General features: G+C 60.6%; 23 protein-coding genes. 14 read left to right on the top strand and 9 right to left on the bottom strand.

Features of this window, described 5'->3' with window-relative positions; translation table 11 throughout:
* Positions 1-4 precede the first annotated feature (4 nt).
* The 4 genes from hflC (at position 5) to cfaB (ending at position 5,511) form a co-directional block, all read left to right on the top strand.
* Positions 5-1,045 (top strand): protease modulator HflC, encoded by a 1,041-nt coding sequence (hflC, locus tag L4G42_RS12285; protein WP_237250147.1) that lies wholly within the window; start codon positions 5-7, stop codon positions 1,043-1,045.
* Positions 1,042-2,109, top strand: coding sequence for an SPFH domain-containing protein (locus tag L4G42_RS12290; RefSeq protein ID WP_237250146.1), 1,068 nt, complete (start codon positions 1,042-1,044; stop codon positions 2,107-2,109). Before hflC ends, L4G42_RS12290 begins: the two co-directional genes overlap by 4 nt.
* Positions 2,106-4,049, top strand: a complete 1,944-nt coding sequence (locus L4G42_RS12295) for a cation-translocating P-type ATPase (protein WP_237250145.1) — start codon at positions 2,106-2,108, stop codon at positions 4,047-4,049. Before L4G42_RS12290 ends, L4G42_RS12295 begins: the two co-directional genes overlap by 4 nt.
* A gap of 277 nt (positions 4,050-4,326) precedes the next feature.
* The gene (cfaB, locus tag L4G42_RS12300) at positions 4,327-5,511 is read left to right on the top strand and encodes a C17 cyclopropane fatty acid synthase CfaB (protein WP_237250144.1); all 1,185 of its coding nucleotides are present in this window, start codon (positions 4,327-4,329) and stop codon (positions 5,509-5,511) included.
* A 52-nt stretch (positions 5,512-5,563) separates the two neighbouring features.
* Here cfaB and cls read toward each other — a convergent pair whose 3' ends face one another.
* Positions 5,564-7,003 carry a cardiolipin synthase gene (gene cls, locus L4G42_RS12305; RefSeq protein ID WP_237250143.1) on the bottom strand — a complete coding sequence of 480 codons (1,440 nt, stop codon included), beginning with the start codon at positions 7,001-7,003 and terminating at the stop codon, positions 5,564-5,566.
* Positions 7,004-7,177: 174 nt separating this feature from the next.
* On the opposite strand from cls, the gene L4G42_RS12310 reads away from it, so the two are divergent.
* Complete coding sequence (locus L4G42_RS12310; RefSeq protein ID WP_237250142.1) at positions 7,178-7,699, top strand: DUF3617 domain-containing protein; 522 nt, start codon at positions 7,178-7,180, stop codon at positions 7,697-7,699.
* A 246-nt stretch (positions 7,700-7,945) separates the two neighbouring features.
* A complete protein-coding gene (locus L4G42_RS12315) occupies positions 7,946-9,184 on the top strand; it encodes an N-acetylmuramoyl-L-alanine amidase (RefSeq protein WP_237250141.1) in 1,239 nt (412 codons plus the stop codon).
* 66 nt (positions 9,185-9,250) lie between these two features.
* On the opposite strand, the gene L4G42_RS12320 is transcribed toward L4G42_RS12315, so the two are convergent.
* Positions 9,251-9,640: a glutamine synthetase gene (locus L4G42_RS12320; protein WP_237250140.1), complete on the bottom strand. Its 390-nt coding sequence runs from the start codon at positions 9,638-9,640 to the stop codon at positions 9,251-9,253.
* Positions 9,641-9,726: 86 nt separating this feature from the next.
* Here L4G42_RS12320 and zigA point away from each other — a divergent pair, with 86 nt between their 5' ends.
* Positions 9,727-10,929: a zinc metallochaperone GTPase ZigA gene (gene zigA, locus L4G42_RS12325; protein ID WP_237250139.1), complete on the top strand. Its 1,203-nt coding sequence runs from the start codon at positions 9,727-9,729 to the stop codon at positions 10,927-10,929.
* Positions 10,930-10,951: 22 nt separating this feature from the next.
* On the opposite strand, the gene L4G42_RS12330 is transcribed toward zigA, so the two are convergent.
* Entirely contained in the window at positions 10,952-11,323 is a 372-nt protein-coding gene (locus L4G42_RS12330) for an NADH:ubiquinone oxidoreductase (RefSeq protein ID WP_237250138.1), read from the bottom strand.
* A 51-nt stretch (positions 11,324-11,374) separates the two neighbouring features.
* Between L4G42_RS12330 and L4G42_RS12335 the strand changes: the two genes are divergently transcribed.
* Positions 11,375-12,337 carry a CobW family GTP-binding protein gene (locus L4G42_RS12335; RefSeq protein ID WP_237250318.1) on the top strand — a complete coding sequence of 321 codons (963 nt, stop codon included), beginning with the start codon at positions 11,375-11,377 and terminating at the stop codon, positions 12,335-12,337.
* Between the two features lie 20 nt (positions 12,338-12,357).
* Here the strand turns inward: L4G42_RS12335 and L4G42_RS12340 are convergent, their stop codons facing one another.
* Positions 12,358-12,750: a DUF3301 domain-containing protein gene (locus tag L4G42_RS12340; RefSeq protein WP_074886003.1), complete on the bottom strand. Its 393-nt coding sequence runs from the start codon at positions 12,748-12,750 to the stop codon at positions 12,358-12,360.
* A gap of 134 nt (positions 12,751-12,884) precedes the next feature.
* On the opposite strand from L4G42_RS12340, the gene pdxY reads away from it, so the two are divergent.
* Positions 12,885-13,751: a pyridoxal kinase PdxY gene (gene pdxY / locus L4G42_RS12345; RefSeq protein WP_237250137.1), complete on the top strand. Its 867-nt coding sequence runs from the start codon at positions 12,885-12,887 to the stop codon at positions 13,749-13,751.
* A gap of 19 nt (positions 13,752-13,770) precedes the next feature.
* Here pdxY and L4G42_RS12350 read toward each other — a convergent pair whose 3' ends face one another.
* Positions 13,771-14,256, bottom strand: coding sequence for an acyl-CoA thioesterase (locus tag L4G42_RS12350; RefSeq protein ID WP_122534219.1), 486 nt, complete (start codon positions 14,254-14,256; stop codon positions 13,771-13,773).
* A gap of 309 nt (positions 14,257-14,565) precedes the next feature.
* Between L4G42_RS12350 and L4G42_RS12355 the strand changes: the two genes are divergently transcribed.
* Positions 14,566-16,320 carry a cation:proton antiporter gene (locus L4G42_RS12355; protein ID WP_237250136.1) on the top strand — a complete coding sequence of 585 codons (1,755 nt, stop codon included), beginning with the start codon at positions 14,566-14,568 and terminating at the stop codon, positions 16,318-16,320.
* Between the two features lie 60 nt (positions 16,321-16,380).
* Here L4G42_RS12355 and L4G42_RS12360 read toward each other — a convergent pair whose 3' ends face one another.
* From L4G42_RS12360 to uvrD, 3 genes are all read right to left on the bottom strand, one after another.
* Complete coding sequence (locus L4G42_RS12360) at positions 16,381-16,788, bottom strand: SMI1/KNR4 family protein (protein WP_065988140.1); 408 nt, start codon at positions 16,786-16,788, stop codon at positions 16,381-16,383.
* A 127-nt stretch (positions 16,789-16,915) separates the two neighbouring features.
* Positions 16,916-17,770: a Tim44 domain-containing protein gene (locus L4G42_RS12365; RefSeq protein WP_237250135.1), complete on the bottom strand. Its 855-nt coding sequence runs from the start codon at positions 17,768-17,770 to the stop codon at positions 16,916-16,918.
* A 206-nt stretch (positions 17,771-17,976) separates the two neighbouring features.
* Positions 17,977-20,160 carry a DNA helicase II gene (uvrD, locus tag L4G42_RS12370; protein ID WP_237250134.1) on the bottom strand — a complete coding sequence of 728 codons (2,184 nt, stop codon included), beginning with the start codon at positions 20,158-20,160 and terminating at the stop codon, positions 17,977-17,979.
* Between the two features lie 170 nt (positions 20,161-20,330).
* On the opposite strand from uvrD, the gene L4G42_RS12375 reads away from it, so the two are divergent.
* The 3 genes from L4G42_RS12375 (at position 20,331) to L4G42_RS12385 (ending at position 23,721) form a co-directional block, all read left to right on the top strand.
* Positions 20,331-22,397, top strand: coding sequence for a putative bifunctional diguanylate cyclase/phosphodiesterase (locus L4G42_RS12375; protein WP_237250133.1), 2,067 nt, complete (start codon positions 20,331-20,333; stop codon positions 22,395-22,397).
* A 117-nt stretch (positions 22,398-22,514) separates the two neighbouring features.
* Positions 22,515-23,381 (top strand): transcriptional regulator HexR, encoded by an 867-nt coding sequence (gene hexR, locus L4G42_RS12380; RefSeq protein WP_065988147.1) that lies wholly within the window; start codon positions 22,515-22,517, stop codon positions 23,379-23,381.
* A 109-nt stretch (positions 23,382-23,490) separates the two neighbouring features.
* The gene (locus L4G42_RS12385) at positions 23,491-23,721 is read left to right on the top strand and encodes a PA3496 family putative envelope integrity protein (protein WP_237250132.1); all 231 of its coding nucleotides are present in this window, start codon (positions 23,491-23,493) and stop codon (positions 23,719-23,721) included.
* Here L4G42_RS12385 and L4G42_RS12390 read toward each other — a convergent pair.
* Positions 23,675-24,625: a LysR family transcriptional regulator gene (locus L4G42_RS12390; RefSeq protein WP_237250131.1), complete on the bottom strand. Its 951-nt coding sequence runs from the start codon at positions 24,623-24,625 to the stop codon at positions 23,675-23,677. The two genes, L4G42_RS12385 and L4G42_RS12390, sit on opposite strands and share 47 nt — an antisense overlap.
* Positions 24,626-24,820: 195 nt before the next feature.
* Between L4G42_RS12390 and L4G42_RS12395 the strand changes: the two genes are divergently transcribed.
* Positions 24,821-26,236: an acetyl-CoA carboxylase biotin carboxylase subunit gene (locus L4G42_RS12395; protein ID WP_074885974.1), complete on the top strand. Its 1,416-nt coding sequence runs from the start codon at positions 24,821-24,823 to the stop codon at positions 26,234-26,236.
* The last annotated feature ends 41 nt before the right edge of the window (positions 26,237-26,277 follow it).

Genomic DNA, 26,277 nt, shown 5'->3' on the forward strand with positions numbered 1-26,277 from the left:
TCCCTTGAGCCTGTTTCATTCCCACGATCATCACGACCATTCCGGTCACGACCACAGCGGTCACGGTCATGGCGGCCACCATCACGGTCATCACCATGGCGACGCCTCCGGCCCGGCCGTGTTTCCGTGGCGCCGCGCGGCGTTGGCAGCGGTGCTGATTGCTTTCGCGGTCGCGGCGGCGAGTCTGGTGCAGGTGCGCTCCGGCGAGGCGACGGTCATCACGCGCTTCGGCAATCCCGCCCGGGTGCTGCTCGATCCCGGCCTGAGCTGGCGCTGGCCGGCGCCATTCGAAGCAGCGATCCCCGTCGACCTGCGTTTGCGCACCACCTCAAGTGGCTTGCAGGACGTCGGTACCCGTGACGGCCTTCGCATCATTGTTCAGGCGTACGTGGCCTGGCAGGTGCAGGGCGATCCGGACAACGTGAAGCGCTTCATGCGCGCCGTGCAAAACCAGCCGGACGAAGCCGCGCGGCAGATCCGCACCTTTGTCGGCTCGGCACTGGAGACCACCGCCGCGAGCTTCGATCTGTCGAGCCTGATCAACACCGACGCCAATCAGGTGCGCATCGCCGATTTCGAAAACCAGCTGCGTCAGCAGATCGACAAGCAACTGCTGACCACCTATGGCGTCCGCGTCCTGCAAGTGGGTGTCGAGCGTCTTACGCTGCCGTCGGTGACCCTCAACGCGACGGTCGACCGCATGCGCGCCGAGCGCGAAACCATCGCCACTGAGCGCACCGCCATCGGCAAACGCGAGGCGGCGCAGATCCGCTCTGCCGCCGAGCGCGACGCGCGGATTGTCGAGGCCGACGCCACCGTGAAAGCCGCCGACATCGAAGCGCAATCCCGCGTCGAAGCGGCGCAGATTTACGGCCGCGCCTATGCCGGTTCCCCGCAGCTTTACAACTTGCTGCGCTCCCTGGACACCCTCGGCACCGTGGTGGGGCCAAGCACCAAACTGATTCTGCGCACCGATGCTGCGCCGTTCCGCGTGCTCGTAGACGGCCCGCCGACCCTGGATGGCAAGGCTGGAACGCAGCCATGAATGAGCAAGACGCGGCGCACATCGAGCGGCCGGTGGTGAACAGCCCCTGGCTGCAGGCCAGTCGGCTGGCGTTTCTGGGGTTGTATGTCGTAACGCTGCTGGCGGCGCTCGGCTGGGCTGTCTCCAATGTGCGGGAAATCGATCCACAGAACCGTGCCGTGGTGTTTCGCTTTGGCGAGCTGGATCGCGTGCAGAACGCCGGTCTGCTGCTGGCCTGGCCGCAACCGTTCGAGCAGGTCGTGCTGTTGCCTTCTGCTGACCGCGTGATAGAGCGCCATGTCGAAACGCTGTTGCGTTCACCCACAGCGTTGGCAGCCGACAAGATCACCAGTTTTGCGACGCCGATGAGCGACGCGCTGGCAGGTTCGGGCTATCTGCTCACGGGCGACGCCGGTGTCGTCCAACTCGACGTGACGGCTTACTACAAAGTGACGGACCCACGAGCGTTCGTGCTGCAAGGCGAGCACGTGCTGCCGGCGCTGGATCGTCTGGTCAATCGCAGCGCCGTCAGCCTCACCGCGGCGCGGGACCTGGACACCATTCTGGTAGCGCGTCCCGAGCTGGTGGGCTCCGACAGCCAGTCTGCCGAGCGGCGCGAGCGTCTGCGTGGCGACCTGGTGCAGGGCATCAATACGCGGCTTGGCGAGCTGACGACCACCGGCGTGGGTCTGGGCGTTGAAATCGTTCGTGTCGATGTGCAGTCCAGTCTGCCGGCCGCTGCGGTGAATGCGTTCAACGCGGTGCTTACCGCCAGTCAGCAAGCCGATCAGGCCGTGGCGAACGCGCGCACGGACGCGGAAAAACTCAATCAGACCGCCAATCAGCAGGCCGACCGTACCCTGCAGGTCGCCCATGCCCAGGCGTCCGAACGGCTGGCCAAGGCGCAGACCGACACCGCTGCGGTGACGGGGTTGGCCCAGTCGATCCAAAACAATAGCGACCCCGGACTGCTGTTGCGGATCTACCGCGAGCGGGTGCCTGCCATCCTGAAACAGGCGGGTTCAGTGACCACGGTCGACCCCCGCGACGATTCCCGCCTGATCATTCAGGGAGCTGACAAATGAGTGGCGAAGCCGTACATAACCATTCCCACGACCACGCCGCGCCAGTCGCGCCCGGCAGCATGCTCACCAGCCGCGAGCAGAGCAGTGCGGCCCGTCAGTTGACGCTGGCGATGCTTGCCCTGGGCTTGCTCGCATTGGGGCTGGTCTGGCGATTCTTCTCCCCCGAGCAAGTCGGCGTCAGCCAATTGCTGTTGGGCGCCGCCTCGCTGTTGGTCGCAATCCCGGTGGTCAGCGCCGGCTGGCACAGCCTGCGCTACCCCAGCCTGCACGGCATTACCGATCAACTGATCGCACTGGCCATGCTCGGCGCCTGGGCGACGGGCGATCTGATGACCGCCGCGCTGCTGCCCATCATCATGATCTTCGGCCATGTACTGGAGGAGCGCAGCGTGATTGGCTCCCAAGAGGCGATTCAGGCGTTGGGCCGTCTGACCCGCAGCCACGCCCGGTTGATCGACAAGTATGGCTCGATCCGCGAAGTCGACAACGGCACGCTGGTGGCCGGTGATTGCGTCGAAGTGCGTGCTGGCGACCGCGTACCGGCTGACGGGTTGGTGATCTCGGGGCAGGCCAGCCTCGACACGGCGCCCATTACCGGTGAGTCCGTCCCGCTTGAAGCGCGCGCGGGCATGGAAGTCTTCGGTGGCGCGATCAACCTCGACGGCCTGCTGCGTATTGAAGTGACGCGTATTGGCAATGAGTCGACCCTGGGCAAGGTCATCGCGCTGATGCAAAGCGCTGAGCGCTCCAAGCCGCCTATTACTCGCCTGCTGGAAAAGTACGCCGGCAGCTACATGGTTCTGGTGCTGCTGATCGCGGCCGTGACGTGGTTCATCACCAACAACGCGCAGGCCATGCTGGCGGTGTTGGTCGCCGCGTGTCCCTGCGCGTTGGTGCTGTCGGCGCCGGCGACAGCCATCGCCGGTATCGCTGTCGCCGCGCGCCACGGCATTCTGATCCGCAGTTCGGCATTTCTTGAAGAGCTGGCCGACCTGACTTCGCTGGTCGTCGACAAGACCGGCACGCTGACTTACGGGAGTTTGCGTCTGCAATCGGTCCAGGCCGAGGAGGGTGCGGGCGACGACGTGATCGCGCTGGCGGCAAGCCTGGGTTCGGCGAGCAGCCATCCGGTCAGTCGCGCGCTGGCCACTTTGGTCGACAAGGATCATCTGCTCCCACTGGACGACATTCGTGAGCGCCAGGGGCTGGGCGTCGTCGCGCAGACAGCCCGGGGTGAAGCCGCGTTGGGGCGGCCTGAGCTGTTCGCGCAGTTGGGCATTGCGACCTCGCCGGTTCCCGATCACGATGGCCCGATTGCCGGGCTTGCGGTGAATGGCCATTTCCTGGCCTGGCTGCTGCTGGCCGACAGCCTCAAGCCCGAGGCACGTCAGGCGTTGAGTGAGCTGCGCGAGCTGGGCATGGGTCGGCAGTTGTTGCTGACGGGGGATCGGCAAAGTGTCGCCGACAGTCTGGGCCACGAGGTCGGCATCACTGATATCCACGCCCAGGCGTTGCCCGAGGACAAGCTCAATCGGGTTATGAGTGAAATCAAAAAAGGCTTTCGTCCGATGGTCGTCGGCGATGGCATCAACGACTCGTTGGCGCTGAAGGCTGGGGTGGTCGGCGTTGCGATGGGGGCAGGCGGGGCGGATATAGCGTTGGCCTCCGCCGACATCGTATTGATCGGCAGTGACCTGCGCCGCCTGGGCACCTGTGTGCGACTGAGCCGCCAGTGCCGTCACACCTTGCAGGTGAACGTGATCATCGGACTTGGCTGGACGCTGGCCATTGTCGCCATGGCGGCTTTCGGTGTGCTGGGTGCGGCAGGCGCCATGATTGCTGCGGTCTTGCATAACCTCAGCACGCTGCTGGTGCTTGGCAATGCCGGGCGACTGCTGCGTTTTCACGAGCCCATCGCGAAGTTTCACAATCCTTCCTGAGCCAGATTTCCCGGCGCCTGCACCGAGAGCGCCGGGTTAGAGGGCTCCACTAAGTATTAAAATTCGCTTGAGCTTTGAAGAACTCTGTTACAAATTAACTTCAGTCTTGTCGGGGGTGATCCATTTGCAGGCGTCACATTGGCTCGAATTCTGGGGCATAGGGTCGTACCCGTTGTAGGTTCGTCGTCGTTCAAACAAGCCGATCGCCTGACGGCTCCTGATCTGGAGTCGGTTATGGACTACCCTTTTCCATGTAGCTGGATCAGGGGGATTTCATATGCTCGCGCAACTTCCACCGGCGTTACAGAACCTTCATCTACCGCTGCGTCTCAAGCTCTGGGACGGCAACGAACTCGACCTGGGGAGTGATCCCCGCGTCACGATCGTGGTCAAAGATCCTTCGCTTGTTTCTGATTTCACACACCCGAGCCTGGACCTTCTGGGCAGCGCCTTCGTCGAGGGGCGGCTGGAACTGGAAGGGTCTATCAGCGAAGTGGTTCGAGTGTGCGACGAGCTGACCAAAGCGCTGGTGGACGAGGCCGACGACAATCTCCCTGTGCGCACCGAGCACGACAAGGCCACCGACGCCGCGTCGATTTCCTACCACTACGACCTCTCCAACGACTTCTACCGCCTGTGGCTGGACCGGGAGATGGTCTACTCCTGCGCGTACTTCAAGACCGGCAACGAGACGCTCGATCAGGCGCAGCAGGACAAGTTTCACCACCTGTGCCGCAAGCTGCGCCTCAAGCCGGGGGAGTACCTGCTCGATGTCGGCTGTGGCTGGGGAGGGCTTTCCCGATTCGCCGCGAGTGAATACGGCGTCAAGGTGTTCGGCATCACGTTAAGCCGCGAGCAACTGGCGCTGGCCCAGGAGCGGGTGCGCGCGGATGGTCTGCAGGACCGTGTCGAACTGCAGCTGCTCGACTATAGGGATCTGCCCAAGGACGGCCGTTTCGACAAGGTCGTCAGCGTCGGAATGTTCGAGCATGTCGGCCACGCCAATCTCGAGCTGTACGCAAAATGCCTGTTCGATGCGGTGAAGGAGGGGGGGCTGGTAATGAACCACGGCATCACTGCCAAGCACACCGACGGGCGTCCTGTCGGGCGCGGCGCGGGCAACTTTATTGATCGCTATGTGTTTCCCAACGGTGAGCTGCCGCACCTGTCGATGATTGCCGGGTTCATCAGCGAGGCGGGTCTGGAAGTCGTCGATGTGGAAAGCCTGCGCCTGCACTACGCCAAGACGCTCGAGCACTGGAGCGCCCGTCTGGAAGAGAAGCTCGACGTCGCGGCTGCGATGGTGCCGGAGCAAGCGCTGAGGATCTTTCGGTTGTATCTGGCTGGCTGCGCGTACGCGTTTTCCAAGGGCTGGATCAACCTGCACCAGATTCTGGCGGTGAAGCCGCATCCCGACGGTAGCCATGACTTGCCGATGACGCGGAATGATTTGTACAGGTGAGTGCCTGAAGCCTGTGGACGTCAGCTCACTCCCACAGGCCATGGGTAGGCACTCAAAGGATGGGCGAAATCAGCCTGGCGACCCGCATTCCCAACTGCTGCAAATGATGGGTCTCTTTGCTTTCTTCGCTGGAGATTTCGTGGGAGAGGGCGAAGTCGTCGATCAACATGGCTTCGACCTCGCGTGCGAAGTCCTCATCCACGGTCAGCAGCATGAGTTCGAAATTGAGCCGGAACGAACGGTTGTCCAGGTTGGCGCTGCCGATCGCCGAGATCGCGTTATCCACCAGCACCACCTTCTGGTGCAGGAAGCCAGGCTTGTAGCGGAAGATGCGCACGCCTGCGCGGACTGCTTCAAACGCAAACAAGCTGGAGGCGGCGTACACCGTGTAGTGGTCAGGACGCGACGGCAGCAGCAGGCGCACATCTACACCGCGCAGGACCGCCAATCTCAGCGCCGCCGACACCGCTTCATCGGGAATGAAATACGGTGTCGTGATCCATACCCGTTCGGTTGCCGCGTGAATAGCTTCGACGAAGAACAGCGAGCAGGTTTCCTGCGCATCGGCCGGGCCGCTGGCGAGTAACTGGCACAGCACGCCGTCTTCCGGGTAACTGTCCGGCAGGATCAGCGGCGGGATTTCACGAGTCGCCCAGAACCAGTCCTCGGCGAACGATTCCTGCAGACACGCCACGACAGGTCCGACAACGCTAACGTGGGTATCGCGCCACGGCGCCAGCGGCGGCTTGAGGCCCAGGTATTCATCGCCCACGTTGTGCCCGCCAACGAAGCCTTTGACGCCGTCAACCACCACGATCTTGCGATGGTTGCGGAAGTTGATCTGGAAGCGTGTCAGCCAGCCGCCTCGTGTGGCGAAGGCTTTAATCTGCACGCCACCGGCCCGCAGCGTTTCGATGTAATGCGCCGGCAGCGCGTGGCTGCCGATGCGGTCGTAGAGCACATGAACGGCAACGCCCTCGGCGGCCTTTTCCAGCAATAACCCTTGCAGGCGGCGGCCCAAGTCATCGTCGTGGATGATGAAAAACTGCACGAACACCACTTGCCGGGCGCTTTTGATGGCCTCGAATATCGCGCCGAATGTTTCATCGCCGTTGATCAACAGCTTCACTTCGTTGTTCGCCAGGCACGGCATGCGTCCCAGTTTTGGCATCGCACGCAGGGATCGATAAGCGTCCGAGCGCCGCGCTGCCACCGCCTCTTCAATCCATGGCTTCCAGTTGAAGTCGGCGATCGCTGTGCGCATCTCGGTGTTCGCCTGACGCCGCGCTTTGATGTAGGCATCGAACGTACTCCTCCCGAAAACCAGATACGGGATGAGTGCGACATAGGGGATGAAGATGAGGGGCATCGCCCAGGCAATCGAGCCCTGAGCAGTACGAACGGTGAGCAAGGCGTGGATTGCTGCGACAATGCCCAGCAGGTGAGTGAAACCCAGCAAATAGCCAAAGAAATACGGGCTGTGGTAATCCATGCGCAACCTTGTTCTAGAGCTTATTGGTGTCTAACAGACCACACCGCACCGGGATTGTCGCTATTTTATTGCGGGTGCAACTGGCCACCCTATCTGCCGTCTAACCGTCATCGTTCAGTGGCTTGCAAGCAGGCCGCATCAAGATGCCCAAGAGAAAAAAAGGAAACCCGATTCATGAAAAAGCGCGTACTGGCGTTGATGGTTTGTCTGACTGCGCCCTTCGCCCAGGCGCAGGTGTTGCAGCCGGGACTGTGGGAGTTGAGCTCAAGCAACATGCAGGTGGACGGCCAGCAGATGCCGGACTTGCAGGTGATGCTGTCTCAGCTGCAGATGATGGCGCCGCAGCAGCGAGCGGCCATGGAACAAATGCTGGAAAAACAAGGCGTTACTCTGGGCGGGAAGGGCGTGCGTATTTGCCTGACGCAAGACCAGGTCAAGAATGAGCAGATCCCGCTGACAGATCCGAAGTCGGGCTGCACCCAGCAGGTCACCGAACGTACCGGCGCTACCTGGAAATTCAAGTTCAGTTGCCCTCGCGCTCAAGGCACTGGCACTGCCCAGTTCCTCAGTGACCGTGAGTTCAACACCCATGTCATTGGCTCCTTCAACGCGACAGGCCAGCAGCAGAACGGCAGCATGGACACGCGCGCTGTTTGGCTGGGCCAGCAGTGTGGCACTGTAAAACCGAGGACCTGATTCGCCCTGCTTGTTAAGCGCCCTGACTTGTCAGGGCGTTTTTGTCTGTACAGACAAAAGGTCGTGTTCCACGTGGAACATCTTGCTGTTTCACATGAGCTTTTCCTCCTTACGCGTTGAACACGCTCATTAAAAGCCCCGCCAATCTTATAAAAAGCTTCATCTTCGGCAGATATTCCGGATGTTATATTGTAACCATCGTCCTCCATCTCAGAGCCGGGATGCTCTTCGCCTTCGGAACGTGCCATGCACCGACGTCAAATGCTGCTCAACATGCTTTTGGCCAGCGCAGCCTTTGCGCTTCCATTTTCAGTCAACGCGACGCAGATTCGAAACGCTCGCCTGTGGCGATCCGATAGCAAGCTTCGTCTCGTGTTCGACCTGAGCGGCCCGGTGCAGTACAAGACCTTCACGCTCAGCGCGCCTGAGCGGATTATCATCGATGTCAGCGGCGCCCGACTTGAGGGCAACTTCAGTCAGCTGGCGCTGGAAAACACGCCGATCAAATCCATTCGTTCCGGCCACTTCGGTCAGAGCGATACGCGCATCGTCCTCGACCTGACATCGCCCGTGCAGATCAACAGTTTCCTGCTGGGCCCCGATGGCGCTCAGGGTAACCGGCTGGTCCTGGATCTGGGGCATGACGTACTTGCCCATCCTCCGGTTCAGTTGGCAGCAGCCGCACCGTTGGCAAAAGAGCCACCCGCGCAGACTACGGGAAGGGACCGTTCCAAGCGCGACATCATGGTGGTCGTCGACGCCGGCCATGGTGGCAAAGACCCTGGCGCCGTTGGCTCGAAGGGTGAGCGGGAGAAAGACGTCGTGCTGTCCATCGCGCAGTTGCTCGCCAAGCGTTTGAAGCGCGAAAAGGGCTTTGATGTGCGCCTGGTCCGCAACGACGACTTCTTCGTTCCGCTGCGCAAGCGCGTCGACGTCGCACGCAAATACAACGCTGACATGTTCATCTCGGTCCACGCCGACGCCGCCCCTCGGTTGACCGCCTCTGGCGCGTCGGTGTTTGCCTTGTCGGAGAACGGCGCTACATCGGCAACGGCGCGCTTCATGGCCCAGCGTGAAAACGGCGCCGACCTGATCGGCGCGACCAGCCTGTTGAACTTGAAAGACAAAGACCCGATGCTGGCCGGCGTGATTCTCGACATGTCGATGAACGCCACGATCGCCGCGAGTCTGGATTTGGGCCACACCGTACTGGGTAGCCTGGAAGGGATCACGACGCTGCACCAGAAACGCGTGGAACAGGCCGGTTTTGCGGTGCTGAAGTCACCGGATGTGCCGTCGATTCTGGTCGAAACCGGCTTCATCTCCAACAGCCGCGATAGTCAGCGACTCGTCACAGCGCGCCATCAGCAGGCCGTCGCCGATGGTTTGTTTGATGGTATGAAACGCTACTTCGAGCGCAATCCGCCGGCAGGCTCGTACGTTGCCTGGCGGCAAGAGCAAAATGCGAATGAGGCGTTGGCCTAAGGCTCACGATGCCGAGCGGCGGGGAGAGCAGATTGACTCTCCTCGGAAACGGGTCAGCCGTGCAGCTCACCGACAACCCATCACTCGGTCGCAGGTGATTTTGGTCCGGCTCCCGCTCGAACTCGACACCCGAGTGATCGTCGTCCAGCCCACTTTCTGGGTATACCCCACCCAGGTCTCGCCGTCTGATGCCAGCCCGGTGAAAAACGTCAGCGGCCCATAACGGCTGTTAGTCTGCGCCCAGCGGCGCTTGCCCACGTTTTCGAAGCCGCGCACAAACATGGTTTTCCCGGCCACCGCCACGCTGTACGTGTTGTTGTCGGCATCGATGCAGGCCAACAGCGTCGCGGTGCGCGTGCATAACGCCTTGTCCAGCCCGGGCGAGGGCGGCAGGGCGAACACCTGCGTGCTCAGTACCAGCGAACACCCTGCCAACAACCAAAACAACCGAGTCATGAAGCTGCCTTAAAAAAGATTAGCGTTTAAGTATCGTTATACTATAACGTAAAAATCGATCACATTCGCACTCTGGTGAGACCTTCATGAACCGCCTTCCCGTTACTGTGCTTTCCGGCTTCCTTGGCGCTGGCAAAAGCACGCTGCTGAACCACATCCTGCGCAACCGCGACAACTTGCGCGTCGCCGTGATCGTCAACGACATGAGCGAGATCAATATTGACGGGAGCGAAGTTCAGCGAGACGTCAGCCTCAATCGGGCGGAAGAAAAACTGGTGGAGATGAGCAACGGCTGCATCTGCTGCACCCTTCGCGAAGATTTGCTGGAAGAGGTCAGTCGGCTGGCCCATGAAGGCCGTTTCGACTATTTGTTGATCGAATCCACTGGCATTTCCGAGCCGCTTCCCGTGGCGGAGACATTTACCTTTCGCGATAAGCAGGGCCGGAGCCTGGCCGATGTCGCCCGTCTCGACACGATGGTGACGGTGGTCGATGGGCTGAATTTTCTGCAGGACTTCAACGCCGCAGAAAGCCTGGCCTCACGCGGAGAGACCCTGGGCGAGGATGACGAGCGTGCGATTACTGATCTGCTGATTGAGCAGGTCGAGTTCGCCGACGTGATCCTGATCAGCAAGATCGATCTGATCAGCTCAACCGACCGCCGGGAGCTGATGGCGATCTTGCGCCGCCTCAACAGCCAGGCGGAGATTCTGCCCATGGTCATGGGCGCCGTGCCCCTCGGCAAGATCCTCGACACGGGCCGTTTTGACTTCGAGCGCGCGGCGCAGGCACCGGGCTGGCTCAAGGAGCTGCGTGGCGAACGTGCGCCGGAGACCGAAGAATATGGCATCGCGTCCACGGCTTATCGGGCGCGTCGGCCTTTTCACCCCCAACGCTTTTTCGACTTCCTGAATGCGCCGTGGGAAAACGGCCGACTGCTGCGCTCGAAGGGTTTTTTCTGGCTCGCAAGCAAGCACGAGGACGCGGGCAGTTGGTCCCAGGCCGGCGGCTTGATGCGTCACGGTTTCGCCGGACGTTGGTGGCGCTTCGTACCCAAGGCGCAGTGGCCGCAGGACGACGAAAGCACGCAGGTGATCATGCGCAGCTGGGAGGCGGAGACCGGCGATTGCCGTCAGGAACTGGTGTTCATCGGGCAGAACATCGACTTCGGCCGGCTGGCTACCGAATTGGATGAATGTCTGCTGACTGACGCCGAGATGGCGGCCGGCGTTGTAGGCTGGCGCTCAATGCCTGATCCGTTTGGCGACTGGTACGGCGATGCGGCATAGCGCCGCTGGATGCCCCTCAGTCTTACTGCGTTTTCCAGATGCCGTTGCTCTGCTGCTCGCAGAACGGTTTGAGAAACGCTGCGTCGCTGGCCACGCCGTAATAGTGAATGTTCTGCCGATAAGGCATATTGGCCACCTGCGCGTTGCTGCACTGACCAAATGATCCGGCAGGGCACTGTTCCGAGTACGTGACCTCGGTTTTCTGATCCTTGAGCTGGGGTTTGCAGAAACCGTCATGGAACAGGTCTGGCGGGATGTTCAGATTCTCCTGACAGACTTTAACGTCCACTCGCTCGCCTTGGCTGTGCACGACGCACGATTCGGCCCAGGCCTGCGTTGACGTCATCGCCAACAGCGCCCACACCAGCCCCATGGGCGGCCAGATTGCTCGCATCAATTACCTCCGTCAGCGCTCATTTCAGGAGCGATCTCAAGAATGGCCGACATACTGCAGAACATCCCCACTCATGTCATTGCTGGCCCTTTAGGTGCCGGCAAGACGAGCCTGATCAGGCATCTTCTCAAGCAGAAACCTGCGGGCGAGCGCTGGGCTGTTCTGATCAATGAGTTCGGCCAGATAGGCCTGGATGCCGCGCTGCTGACGACCGGCGACGATGGTATCGCACTTGGCGAAGTGGCTGGCGGTTGCCTGTGCTGCGTCAATGGCGCGCCTTTTCAGATTGGCCTCGGCCGGCTGTTGCGCAAGGCCAGACCGGATCGCTTGCTCATCGAGCCCTCCGGGCTGGGGCATCCGGTTCAGTTGATCAGGCAATTACACGAGGCGCCCTGGATCGGAGTGCTGGCGATCCAGCCGAGTGTCATGGTGCTCGACGCCCAAACACTCGCCCAGGGCAAAGAGCTGCCTGACACTCAGCGAAACGCCCTGCCGCAGGCGGGCCTGCTGGTGCTGAACAAGTCTGAAGGGCTGGACTCAGCGACGCGAAAGGCGATTGCCGATGCCCTGCCTGCTCGCCTGCTGCGCTGGACAGACCACGGCGTATTGTCACTGGATTCATTGCCCGGCATCGACGTCAGCGCTCACGCTGGCTCTGACAATCCGGCCGTGCCCCGGTCATTGGCGCAACTTCCCCCAGCATGGGTAGACCCGATGACGCCGGTCTGTCTGAGCCAGCAACAGGCGGAAGGCTGGAGCATTGGCTGGCGCTGGCACCCTGAGCGGGTATTTGATGCGGCGAAGGTGCAAATCTGGCTGCAAACCTTGAGCTGGCGGCGCGCCAAGCTGGTTATCCACAGCGAAAAGGGATGGGTATCGGGCAACGCGCTGAATGGGAGCACGCTGGAATGGGCATCGAGCGAGTGGCGCAAGGACTCGCGCCTTGAGCTGATCTTCGAGGGGCCTCAGGACGAGGCCGCTCTGCAGACGGCGCTGGCGGGCTGTCTGCTCTAAAGCGAGTTATCCACAGAGGATCACTGCTTCCACTTGTTGTGTTCCTGACGCCACTGGCTCAGCTGAATGATCTCGGCGGTAGGCTTCGGATCTTTGATCTCGAACGGGTAGGGCGCCAGTTCGATCTGCGCCGCATGGGCACCGAACATGGTGATCGTGCCGGGATGCCGATGCTCGCCGGTGACCGTGAACTCAAAGTTATACACCCGCGCCAGGCGCTTGCGGCCTTCATTGTCACGTTTGAAGGCGAGGCGCTTCAGCGCCACGTTGCCGTCTAGCAGCTCGAGATCGAGTTTGGCGCAATGTTGTTTGACGCGTTCTAGCGCCCGTTCACGCAGGCCATGGGCGTGCCACAGCCAGGCGCCGGCCGTCGCCAGCAGCATGAGGACGAAAATGTTGCCCAGGGTCAGCATGGAAAAGGAACTCCAACAGAAGACTTGCAGCTTAACTGCGTCGGGTGACAGACAGCCATAGCCCGAAAGTTTAATTTCGCTTCACTTCGTCCGGCATCGCCACTACTGTGCCTTCCCGGTCTCAGGAACCTGTCATGAAACGTACGCCCCATCTACTCGCCATCCAGTCGCATGTCGTGTTTGGTCACGCCGGCAACAGCGCAGCCGTGTTCCCTATGCAGCGTATCGGCATCAATGTCTGGCCGTTGAATACCGTTCAGTTCTCCAACCACACTCAGTATGGACACTGGGCGGGGGAAGTCCTGGCGCCGCAGCAGATTCCGGCGTTGGTCGAGGGGATTGCCGCGATAGGCGAACTGGGTAATTGCGACGCGGTGCTGTCGGGGTATCTGGGGAGCGCAGCGCAGGGACGGGCGATTCTGAGCGCCGTTGCACAGATCAAACGCGCTAATCCGCGCGCGCTGTATTTGTGTGATCCGGTGATGGGGCACCCGGAGAAGGGCTGCATCGTGCCGCAGGAGGTCAGCGATTTCCTGCTGGACGAAGCCGCTGCGGTGGCCGACTTTCTTTGTCCGAATCAGCTGGAGCTGGACAGCTTCTCCGGTCGCAAACCCGAATCGTTGCTCGACTGCGTGGCAATGGCTCGGGCGTTGCTGGCCCGAGGCCCCAAGGCGGTCGTCGTCAAACACCTGGCCTATCCGGAGAAACCTGCAGACGGCTTTGAGATGCTGCTGGTGACCGAACACGAAACCTGGCACCTGCGCCGACCGCTGCTGGCATTCCCTCGGCAGCCGGTCGGTGTGGGCGACCTGACTTCCGGGCTGTTCCTGTCCCGGATTCTGCTGGGTGACGACCTGCGCAGCGCCTTCGAATTCGCGGCGTCAGCGGTGCATGAAGTGCTCCTGGAAACCCAGGCCTGCGGCAGCTACGAGCTGGAACTGGTGCGCTCGCAGGACCGCATTGCTCATCCGCGCGTAAGGTTCGAAGCGGTCCGGCTTTAAGCCGAATTCCGGCGCTGGATTACACCGGCTCATCCTTGATTTCACGATAACGCTTCTCCAGTTCCTGACGGATCTGGCGGCGTTGTTGTGCCTGCACGTAACGGCGCTTGTCTTCGCTGTTGGCCGGCGTCAGCGGCGGTACGCTGGCAGGTTTGCGCTGGTCGTCTACCGCCACCATGGTGAAGAAGCAGCTGTTGGTGTGACGAACCGAGCGCTCGCGGATGTTTTCGGTCACTACCTTGATGCCCACTTCCATGGACGTATTGCCGGTGTAGTTGACCGATGCCAGGAATGTGACCAGCTCGCCGACGTGAATCGGCTCACGGAAAATCACCTGATCCACCGACAGCGTCACCACATAGCGGCCTGCGTAACGGCTCGCGCATGCGTAGGCAACTTCGTCGAGGTACTTCAGCAGCGTCCCGCCGTGCACGTTGCCGGAGAAGTTGGCCATGTCCGGGGTCATCAATACAGTCATCGACAGTTGGGCGTTTCCGGGTTCCATAGCGTGCTCACGGTCAAAAAGGGTCAGAAGGCACCTTGCTCAGGTGCTCGAATGCAGATTGGCTACAAAACCATCGATACCGGGACGCCGACGACCGCTCCGCCGTCACGCCCTGCACCCATCTGTTTCCATATATTGCACTGGCTTCTGCCGCTTTTGTGCGGTGTTAACCTGCGGAAGCCCTTGGATGGGGTAAATCCTGCGTCTCAGTCAGAATATTCAGGCTTTATTGGCGAGTTTTCGTACAGCAGTCGTCTCTCTTTCAGACGGATACGCGTATTTCACCGATTGCCAGCAGGAGCAGCGCCTGTGCATGCCATCAGTTTCATTCAAGACCTGGCTGTGATCATGCTCATCGCTGGCGTCGTAACGGTGGTGTTTCATCGGCTCAAGCAACCCGTGGTGCTCGGCTACATTGTTGCCGGGTTCATCATCGGCCCACACACCCCGCCCTTTGGCCTCATTCACGACGAAGACACCATCAAGACCCTCGCCGAACTGGGCGTGATCTTTCTAATGTTTTGCCTTGGCCTGGAATTCAGCCTGCGCAAGCTGTTCAAGGTGGGCGCGACGGCTTTCATAGCTGCGTTTCTCGAAATCATGCTGATGATCTGGATCGGTTACGAAATCGGCCAGTTCTTCGCCTGGAACACCATGGACTCGCTGTTCCTGGGCGCCATTCTGGCGATCTCGTCCACCACCATCATCGTCAAAGCGCTCAACGATCTGAAGATGAAAAACCAGCGCTTTGCCCAGCTGATCTTCGGCGTGCTCATCGTTGAAGACATCCTCGGCATTGGCATCATCGCGCTGTTATCGGGCATCGCCGTGAGCGGCACGGTCAGTTCCGGCGAGGTGATTTCAACCGTCGGCAAGCTATCGCTGTTCATGATCGTCGCGCTGGTCATCGGCATTCTGGTGGTGCCGCGGTTGCTGGCTTATGTGGCGAAGTTCGAAAGCAACGAGATGCTGCTGATCACGGTGCTGGGCCTCTGTTTCGGCTTTTGCCTGCTGGTGGTCAAACTCGAATACAGCATGGTGCTGGGCGCGTTTCTTATCGGCGCGATCATGGCCGAATCTAGGCAACTGGCGAAGATCGAGCACCTGGTCGAGCCCATCCGTGACATGTTCAGCGCGATCTTCTTCGTCGCGATCGGCTTGATGATCGATCCGAAAATTCTGCTCGACTACGCGTGGCCCATTGCTGTGATCACTGTCGCTGTGGTGCTGGGCAAAATGATTTCCTGCGGGTTGGGCGCCTTTATCGCCGGCAACGACGGTAAGACCTCGCTGCGGGTGGGAATGGGGCTGTCACAGATTGGCGAATTCTCCTTCATCATCGCAGCGCTGGGGATGACGCTGCAGGTCACCAGCGACTTTCTCTATCCGGTCGCCGTGGCGGTCTCCGCAATCACGACGCTGTTGACGCCTTACCTCATCCGCGCAGCAGATCCGCTGTCCCACACGCTGGGCGCCATTGTTCCTGCACCCGTGGCGCGGGTGTTTGGCCTGTACGGAGAGTGGCTGCGCAGCATTCAGCCGCAAGGGCAAGGCGCGGTGCTGGCGGCGATGATCCGAAAGATCCTGCTGCAAGTCGGCATCAATCTGGCGCTGGTCATCGCCATCTTCTTCACCGGGGCATTCTTTGCGGAGCGGATTGGCGTGTATTTCAGCGATTGGGTCAGCGACGTCGGGCAGCAAAAAGCCTGGATCTGGGGCGCTGCATTGCTATTGTCGCTGCCGTTTCTGATCGCTGCTTACCGCAAGCTCAAGGCGCTTTCGATGCTGCTGGCAGAGATAAGCGTGAAGCCGGAGATGGCGGGCAGGCATACAGCGCGCGTCCGTCGGGTGATCGCCGAAGTGATCCCGTTGCTGTCATTGATGGTGATTTTTCTGCTCATCGCATTGCTGTCATCCAGCATGCTGCCGACGCGCGAATGGCTAATGCTGATCGTCGTGGTGGCGGCCGCGGTGGCTGCCGTGTTGTGGCGCTGGTTCATCCGGGTGCACACGCGCATGCAGATCGCGTTGCTCGAAACCCTGGGCAATCACCCTGAGTCATGAGCGCTGAATCAGCCTTGAGGTTCGTGCCTCAAGGCTGATTCAGGAGAGCAGTTGTGCTTCTCAGCTTTCCAGCCAGACATCCCGCGCCCAGTGCCAGACGGATTCCCAGCTCTCTTCGGTCACGAGTTCTTCTTCGCCAGACCACAACACCACAGTGCCGTCTTCTTCAACGCAGTAGTAATCCTCGCCGTCCTGACAGATCGGGATCAATTCGCGCGGCACGCCGATGTCCCAGGCGGTCGCTGCCACTTCCGGCAGATAGGTATGCGAGCCCGGATCAGTGACGGTGACGGGCTCAAGGCTGCCGTAGACCACGTCGCTGACGGTCAGCAAGAACTCCTTGAAGACGAAGGGGATATTGATGAACAGCTGCTCCTCAACCTCGACCAGCTGATCTTCATCAGGCAGCTCAAGCGGGACAGGGACCGGCTCATTGGCTTCACGGAGTTGTTCGATGACTTCTTCCACGACGTGGATCCTCTAACGATTTGCGCGGGTTATACAGTAGCTCAAAGACATCGCCAAATTAACTTGGCTTCTCTAAAAACAGAACCCCGGAACAAGTCCGGGGTTCATTTGCAGCAGCTCAGCGGTATTAGCCGTTCTGACGAATACCTGCCACCAGCCAGGGCTGGTTGTCGCCTTGAGGACGTTCCATGTTCCAGCTCTCGCTGAACACTTCGCCCTGGTCAAAGCGCGACGTTTTCGACACACCGTTAAACGTCAGCGTGGCGATGGTCTTGTCGGCGCGATCATCCAGGCCGTCAAGTTGCACGGTGAGGTTGTCGATGAACGTGGACTGGAAACCATCGCCCAGATCGGCGCGTTCTTTTTTCAGGAACTGCAGCATCTGCGGGGTCACGAACTCCGAGATCTTGTCCATCTCGTTCGCGTCCCAGTGCTGTTGCAGCGACTGGAAGTGGCCGCGCGCCGCTTCAAGGAAGCGTTCTTCGTTGAACCAGGCCGGCGCGTTGATCACCGGACGGGCTGCCGCTGCTGGAGCGGAACCGCCGAAGATCGAATTCTGTGCCGGTTGTGGCTGTTCGAAGGTTTCACGCTGATAAGGAGCACCAGCGGGGGCCATCTGTGGCTGCTGTTTGCGTCGACGCGCTGCGATGAAGCGGAAGATCACGAAAGCGATGATCGCCATGATCAGGATATCGAAGAACTGCATGCCCTCGAAGCCACCGCCCATGAACATGGAAGCCAGAAGACCACCCGCAGCGAGACCGGCCAATGGGCCCAGCCATTTTGAAGCACCGCCCGCAGCAGGCGCAGGACGGCCGGCGGCGTTAGGTGCTGCGGCAGGAGCAGAAGGAGCTGTTTGACGCGCCTGGTGACTTGGCGCCGAGCCCATGCTCTTGCCACCACCGAAACGCGCAGCATTGACATCGAGGCTCATGGTGAGCCCGATAATCATTGCCAGAGCGATGCTAAGAAAACGTTGCATAAGGGAATTCCCGTTTGTGGATTGCACGCGCGCCATGTTGCACAGGACAAATGGGGATGACCAGCGGCCATATGTTTCCGGCTTTTGCGTGAATCTTCACCTGCCTGTTCTACTTGGGTTGTAGGCAGATGAAGAAAGTTCTGTAGGAAAGATGGGGGGTGGATGTGGGAATGCAAGGGGCGCGTCGAAGCGTTGTCAGTCGTCGGTCACACCGGCTCGAGCTTCGCGTACCCCAGCATCAGCCACTTGCTGCCTTCCGAAAAGTTGACCTGGACCCGCGCCTGAGCACCAGATCCCTCGAAGTTGAGGATCACGCCTTCGCCAAACACCGCATGCTGCACGTGCTGACCCAGGGAGAACTGGCTCTGCGGAATGGCTTCGCCATCGAACAGACGACTCGGGGCCATGGTTTTAGAACCGCCGAACGGCCGCGTCACGCTGTTGGACAGCCGCACTTCCTGAATCAGATTGGGCGGGACCTCCCGTACGAAGCGCGAGACCTTGTTGTAGGTTTCGCTTCCGTACAGGCGTCGGGTTTCTGCATACGTCATCACCAGGTGCTGCATGGCACGGGTGATGCCCACGTAAGCCAGTCGACGCTCTTCTTCCAGACGACCCGGCTCTTCCAGGCTCATCTTGTGCGGAAACAGACCTTCTTCCATGCCCACCAGGAACACGTACGGAAACTCCAGACCTTTGGCGCTGTGCAGCGTCATCAACTGAATGCTGTCTTCGTGCTCGTCCGCCTGCGTATCGCCTGCCTCCAGTGAGGCATGGCCGAGGAATGCAGCCAGTGGCGTCAGGTCCTCCTCTTCGTCGCTGTTCTCGAAGGCACGCGCGGCGCTGACCAGTTCCTCAAGGTTTTCCACCCGGGCCTGGCCTTTCTCGCCTTTCTCTTCCTTGTGGTACGTGATCAGGCCGGACTGCTCGATGACCGTTTGGGTCATCAGGTGCAGCGGCATGTCCGCGGCCTTGGCGGCGAGGTTTTCGATCAGTTCGATAAACGCGCCCAGCGCGCCAGCCGCACGACCAGTCAGCCCTTTATTGGCGACCAGCAGGCGCATGGCTTCCCACATCGACACGTCGGCATGGCGCGCATGCTCGCGAATCGCTTCGACGGTTTTCTCACCAATGCCGCGCGGCGGGACGTTGATCACCCGTTCCAGCGCCGAATCGTTACCGCGCCCGTCCAGCAAACGCATATACGCCATGGCGTTCTTGATTTCGGCGCGCTCGAAGAATCGCTGGCCTCCGTAAATACGGTACGGGATGCGCTCGCGCAGCAAGGCTTCTTCGAGGACCCGCGACTGGGCGTTGGAGCGGTACAGAATGGCGATGTCGCTGCGCGCGAGGCCGGTCTTGATCGCGCTTTCGATGGTCTCGACCACGTAGCGCGCTTCGTCGTGTTCGTTGAACGCGGCATAAAGGCTGATCAGTTCGCCATCGCCGACGTCAGTCCACAGCTCTTTACCCAGACGCCCCGTGTTGTTGACGATCAGGCCGTTGGCGGCCTTGAGGATACTCGCGGTGGAGCGATAGTTCTGCTCCAGGCGAATGGTCTCGGTGTCGGGGAAGTCTTCGGAATACTGATGAATATTTTCGATCTTCGCGCCGCGCCAGCCATAGATGGACTGGTCGTCGTCGCCTACCACCATCAGGCTGTCGCCACCCTGGGCAAGCAGGCGCAACCAGGCGTATTGAACGGCGTTGGTGTCCTGGAATTCGTCCACCAGCACGTGACGGAAACGACGCTGATAGTGCGCAAGCAGGCTCGGGTTGTCGCGCCACAGGTCCAGCGCGCGAAGCAGGAGCTCGGAGAAGTCGATGACGCCGGCGCGCTGACAGGCCGCTTCATACGCCTCGTAGACCGACTTCATGGTCGTCAGAAACAGGTCGCCCGAGGCCTGAATGTGTTTAGGGCGCAGGCCTTCGTCCTTTTGGCCATTGATGAACCACTGCGCCTGCCGTGCCGGCCAGCGCTGCTCATCCAGATTCAGCTCGCGCATGACGCGCTTGACCAGTCGCTGCTGGTCATCGCTGTCGAGGATCTGGAAGCTCTGGTTCAGACCCGCTTCCTGCCAGTGCGCCCGCAGCAGTCGGTGCGCCAGGCCGTGGAAGGTGCCCACCCACATGCCGGCTGGGTTGATACCCATCAACTGCTCGATGCGATGGCGCATCTCGGCAGCGGCCTTGTTTGTGAACGTCACCGACAGGATCGAGTGCGGCGAGGCGTTCTCGACCTGGATCAACCAGGCGATACGGTGCACCAGCACTCGGGTTTTGCCGGAACCAGCGCCGGCCAGGACCAACTGACGACCCACAGAGGCAGCTACGGCCTGGCGTTGGGCATCGTTGAGGGAGTTAAGCAGAAGGGAGAGGTCATCGCGCATCGGGGCATTCTAGGGTGCCGTGAAGGCATGGGCAAACCCTAACGCTGGCCGGTCGTGATGTTGTCGGTCCCATTTTGCCGTCTGTAGATTTTAATTGATGACTGTTTGGTCTCGACGGTCCCTTGTGTATCCTCCGCGAACGTTCAAGGCCACCAATTATAAGAAACGCCATGACCTTCAGCTCCGAAGCCCCGGCAGACTCTGTGGCGACACGTCGTGTCATCTGCAAGCAGTTCGCGACCCAGCTTGCCGTCGAGCGCACCCGCCTTCTTTACCAGGGATCGCTGCTGCCGACCCTGTTCATGTTCATCAATGGTTTGCTCTGCGCGTGGCTGCTCTGGAGCCCCGAGCGTTATGTGCTGGTTGGCGTCTGGCTGGGATGGCTGTCAGCGCTGGTGTGCCTGCGCGTGCTGCAAGTCGCAGCGTTTAGGTCGGCATCGCTTGATCGTCGATCGCAACCGATCTGGAATCGCATGTTTCTGGCCGGCGCCTGCGTCAGCGGTTTCACCCTTTCCAGCGCCGCGCTGGTGCTGATGCCGGCGCAAAGCCTGGCCCAGCAGGCCTGGGTGTTCGGCCTGATCGGCGCTGCGACGCTGTCTGCCAGTGTGGCCTATGCGGTGAGCATTCCGGCGTTCCTCACATTCACGCTGCCGTGTCTGCTGCCGCCCATCCTCTATCTGTTCTGGACCGACGACCCACAATGCCATGGCTGGGGCTGGCTCGGACTGATTCTGCTGCTGGCACTGATCGTGGTGGCCGCGCAGGTCAACCGTTTGATCGAGCGGGGCCTGATCCGGCGATTCCAGAACGTGGCGCTCATCGAGCATCTTCAACAGGCCCAGGCCGAAAGCAACGAGCTTAACCGCGAGCTGACGCGCCAGTACGAAGAGCGTACGCGTTATCTGACCCATTACGATGAGCTGACCGGCCTTGCCAATCGGGCGCTGTTCAACGAGCGCTTGCGTGAGGCCAATCAGCGTGCGCGTCATGGCGGGCGCACGCTGGCGCTGCTGCACATCAATCTCGATCGCTTTAAGTTGCTGAACGACAGCCTGGGCCACGACATGGCTGACCAACTGCTGCGCCTTGTTGCGCGCCGGCTGAATGCTCACGTGGGAGACGCCGATACCGTCGCGCGGTTGTCGGCCGACGAGTTTGCCGTGCTGTTCGACAGCCACGGCAACCTGACCACGTTGGCGCGGATCACGACGCGCCTGCTGGCGAAACTGCGCTTGCCGATATCGGTGTCCGGCCATGAGCTGGTGGTCAGCGCCTCGATCGGCATCGCTTTGCTGCCGGGATCTGCAAGGGACATCGCCGCCCTGGTTAGCCAGGCGAATATGGCCATGCAGCACGCCAAGCACCTGGGCGGCGATAATTTCCAGTTCTACAGCGAGAGCCTTGAGGCGGGCACCCCCGGTCGCTTGCAGCTGGAAATCCAACTGCGTCGCGCGATTGCAGAAGGGCAGCTGGAGGTTTTTTATCAGCCGAAGCTGGAGCTCGAGAGCGGGCGCCTCAATTCCGCGGAAGCACTGGTGCGCTGGCGTCATCCCGAGCGCGGTCTGATTTCGCCCGGCGAGTTCATCGGGTTGGCGGAGGAGACTGGCCTGATCGCCAACATCGGGGAGTTTGTGCTGCGTAAAGCCTGCCATCAGGCCTGCGAATGGCAGCGGGAGGGCATCGCTCCGATCAGGGTGTCCGTCAATCTCTCGGTGCATCAGATGCGTCAGGGCAAGCTGGTCAGCCTCGTGCGGCAAGTGCTCGAAGAGACCGGGCTCAAGCCCGAATACCTGGAGCTGGAGCTCACCGAGAGTCAGCTGCTGGAGAGCGTCGAGCACATCATCACCACGTTCCAGCAACTGCGCGCACTCGGCGTGAAATTGGCCATCGACGATTTCGGCACCGGCTATTCATCGTTGAGCTACCTGAAACGGTTTCCGGTGCACTGTGTGAAGATCGACCAGGCCTTTATTCGTGGTTTGAATGAAGGCGCGGAAGACGCGGCGATTACCCGGGCGATCATCGCGATGGCCCATAGTCTTGACCTCAGGGTCGTGGCCGAGGGCGTGGAAGATTGCGAGCAACTGGAGTTTCTCAGGTCTCACGGTTGCGACGAGGTACAAGGCTACTTGATCAGTCGGCCGGTGGAGGCCAGCGTCATGGGCGGCATCCTGCGCAGGCGGCAAACCGAAGCCTGGAGTCCTGTGCGAAAAGCCCTACACTGCAAAGCGACCTGAGCCTCAACACCGATCGGTTGACCACGGGAAGATCGTTTAACTGTGCGGTTTGCAGGTCATGTAGTATAACTACAAGAAAGCTACAGCCCGGCCCATCCTTCACTTGAGTCCTGCCCTTTGAATCTGTTGCAGCACATCGCCCAGTCACGCCATCTCTTGCGCAAGTCGGAGCTGAAGGTAGCCGATCACGTGCTGCTCGATCCGGCGGCCGTGATGCACAGCTCCATGGCCGATCTCGCGCATGCGGTCGGTATCAGCGAGCCGACCATCGTGCGTTTCTGCCGCGCCATTGGCTGCACCGGTTTCCAGGATCTGAAACTCAAGCTGGCGCAAAGCCTTGCCGCCGGCGCGAGCTTCGGCCAGTTCGCTATCCACGAAGACGATTCCGTTGCCGATTACAGCCTGAAGATTTTCGACACCACGCTGCACACGCTGATAGAAGTGCGCGAAAAGCTCGACCCCCATGCCTTGCAGGCGGCGGTGACGGTCATGGCTGCGGCGCATCGTGTCGAGTTCTACGGTTTCGGCGCATCGGGCGCAGTCGCGGCTGACGCCCAGCACAAATTCTTCCGGCTGTTACTGACGGCAGCGTCCTACTCCGATCCGCACATGCAGGCGATGTCGGCCGTGACGCTCAAGCCCACGGATGTCGCTGTATGCATCTCCCAGTCCGGTCGTTCCAAGGATCTGTTGATCACGGCCAATCTGGTGCGCGAAAGCGGCGCCAACCTGATCACCCTGTGCCCGAGCCAGACGCCACTGGCCGAGCTTTCCACGGTCAACCTGGCGATCGATGTGCACGAAGACACCGAGATCTACACGCCGCTGACTTCACGCATTGCGCACCTTGTGGTCATCGATGTTCTGGCAATGGGCGTCGCAATGGCGCGCGGTCCGAGCCTGGTCAATCACCTGAAAAGCGTGAAGCGCAGCTTGCGCAGCCTGCGGTTGTCGCCGAAGTCGATCAAATCGTCCGAAGATTGAGCTGAGCCCGCGCAATGCTGAAACCTTCACCAACCTGTAACGCTTCCGACGTCTGATCGTCACCGCATCCCGCCACTCTGTACTCCCGCACACGAATGGGAGACAGGATATGCCTCGGCACTACGATGACTCGCAGCAGCACAGCACCTCCAGCACCAAGACCCGCCGTCAGCAGGAAGACCAGCGCCGTATGGCGTTCCGTCGTGCGATCGAAAGCCATTCCGAAGAGCGCCGCCTGAACCAGGAACTCTCGAGCTACCTTGATGGCGCCACCGCCCACTTCTGGCAGAGCGCTAACGCTTCGGAAGGTGGCCATCAAAGCGCGCGACCAGCTCGCTGATCTGCGTACGCTCCGTGCGAATGAATGACAGGAACGCGTGAGCCACCGGCGACAGACGTTTGTCCCGTGCCTGTACGACGCACCAGCTTCGGTACAGCGGCAACTCGGCCACTGGCAGCTCGATCAGCGTGCCAGTGGCGAGTTCCAGGCTCAGCGCATGGCGCGTCAGCAGTGCGACGCCAAGCCCCGCCACCACGCATTCACGCTGTGCTTCGGCCGAGGACACCTCCAGCGTGTGCTCGAAGTGGATGCGCTTCTCCTTGAAATACTCCTCGCAAGCCTTTCGCGTCCCTGAACCCTGTTCGCGGACCACCAATGTTGCTGATTCCAGATCCTTCAGCGTCGGACTGGGCAACAGCGTCAATGGGTGATCCGGCTGCGCCACGGCAACGATCGGGTTATTCAGAAAGGGTAAGAACTCCAGGCCCATGTCCTGCGGGACCATCGACATCACCACCAGATCATCGCGGTTATCCGAGAGTCGCCGAATCACCTGCGCCCGATTGACGACCGTGAGGTTGAGCATGACTTCCGGGTATTTGCGCTTGAAGGCCGCGAACAGGTGGGGAACGAAATACTTGGCACTGGATTCGATCGCCAGTTTGAGCTGCCCCTGCAGCGAGCCCTGCATGTCGGAGAGCTGCATGTCGAGGTTCTCCAGCCGACCGAAGATGTCGCGGCTGGCCAGCTGCAGTGCCTCGGCTGCCTCCGTGAGATAGAGCTTTTTACCCACGTACTCGAACAGCGGCTGGCCGACCAGCTCTTCCAGCTGACGAATCTGCAGGCTCACCGCCGGCTGGGTCAGCGACATTTCCTCAGCCGCTCGACTGTAAGAGCGCAAATCGCAGACCTCATTGAAGATCCGCAATTGACGCAATGTCATGCGCATCAATGACTTACGCATTTAACCACTCCTGGCCGCTTAGCTAATACTGGCAACTATAAGGTTTTGCTTATGGTTCACCCAATATTTATTCATTTTTGTTAATTGCTGATTCGTCATAGGGTGGCTTCACCTGCGAGCAACATGCAGTAACGGAATGTCGCGCGGTATCGGCCAGCCATCTGGTCCGTCTGCTAATCGGTTGAGGAAATACCAGTGATAAAAAAAATCCTGATCGCCAACCGTGGGGAAATCGCTGTCCGAATCGTGCGCGCCTGCGCCGAAATGGGCATCCGCTCGGTGGCGATCTATTCCGACGCGGACCGTCACGCGCTACACGTCAAGCGTGCCGACGAAGCTTACGGCATTGGGTCGGAGCCCCTCGAAGGCTATTTGAACCCGCGCAAGCTGGTGAACCTCGCCGTGGAAACCGGCTGTGATGCGTTGCACCCCGGCTATGGATTTCTGTCGGAAAACGCCGAGCTGGCTGATATCTGCGCTGAACGAGGGATCAAGTTCATCGGTCCGTCCGCTGAAGTGATCCGCCGCATGGGCGACAAGACCGAAGCCCGCCGCAGCATGATCAAGGCGGGCGTACCCGTGACGCCCGGCACGGAAGGCAACGTGGCCGACATCGCCGAAGCACTGGTTGAAGGCGATCGCATCGGTTACCCCGTCATGCTCAAGGCCACTTCGGGCGGCGGCGGTCGCGGCATTCGTCGCTGCAACAGCCGGGAAGAGCTGGAACAGGCGTTCCCGAGGGTCATTTCCGAGGCCACCAAGGCGTTCGGCAAGGCCGAAGTCTTTCTCGAAAAATGCATCGTCAATCCCAAGCACATCGAAGCGCAGATCCTCGGCGACAGCTTTGGCAACGTCGTTCACCTGTTCGAGCGTGATTGCTCGATCCAGCGCCGCAACCAGAAACTCATCGAAATCGCCCCAAGCCCGCAACTGACGCCGGAGCAGCGCGCCTACATCGGCGACCTTTCCGTGCGCGCCGCCAAGGCCGTGGGCTACGAGAACGCCGGCACCGTGGAGTTCTTGCTGGCCGAGGGCGAGGTGTACTTCATGGAGATGAACACCCGCGTGCAGGTCGAGCATACGATCACCGAGGAAATCACCGGGATCGACATCGTCCGCGAGCAGATTCGCATCGCCTCGGGACTGCCGCTGTCGGTCAAGCAGGAAGACATCATCCATCGCGGTTTCGCGTTGCAGTTCCGCATTAACGCGGAAGACCCGAAAAACAACTTCCTGCCGAGCTTCGGCAAGATCACCCGTTATTACGCCCCTGGCGGTCCCGGCGTGCGCACCGATACGGCGATCTACACCGGTTACACCATTCCGCCGTATTACGACTCCATGTGCCTGAAGCTGATCGTCTGGGCGCTGACCTGGGAAGAGGCGATGGACCGCGGCCTGCGTGCGCTGGATGACATGCGTCTGCAAGGGGTGAAGACCACGGCCGCGTATTACCAGGAAATCCTGCGCAACCCGGAATTCCGCAGCGGCCAGTTCAATACCAGCTTCGTCGAGAGCCATCCCGAGCTGACCAACTACTCGATCAAGCGCAAACCCGAAGAGCTGGCCCTGGCTATCGCCGCCGCCATCGCTGCACACGCCGGCCTATGAACACGTTAGCTGCAAGCTACAAGCGGCAAGCTGCAAGCAGG

Source organism: Pseudomonas petrae (assembly GCF_021728295.1).
Lineage (GTDB): Bacteria > Pseudomonadota > Gammaproteobacteria > Pseudomonadales > Pseudomonadaceae > Aquipseudomonas > Aquipseudomonas petrae.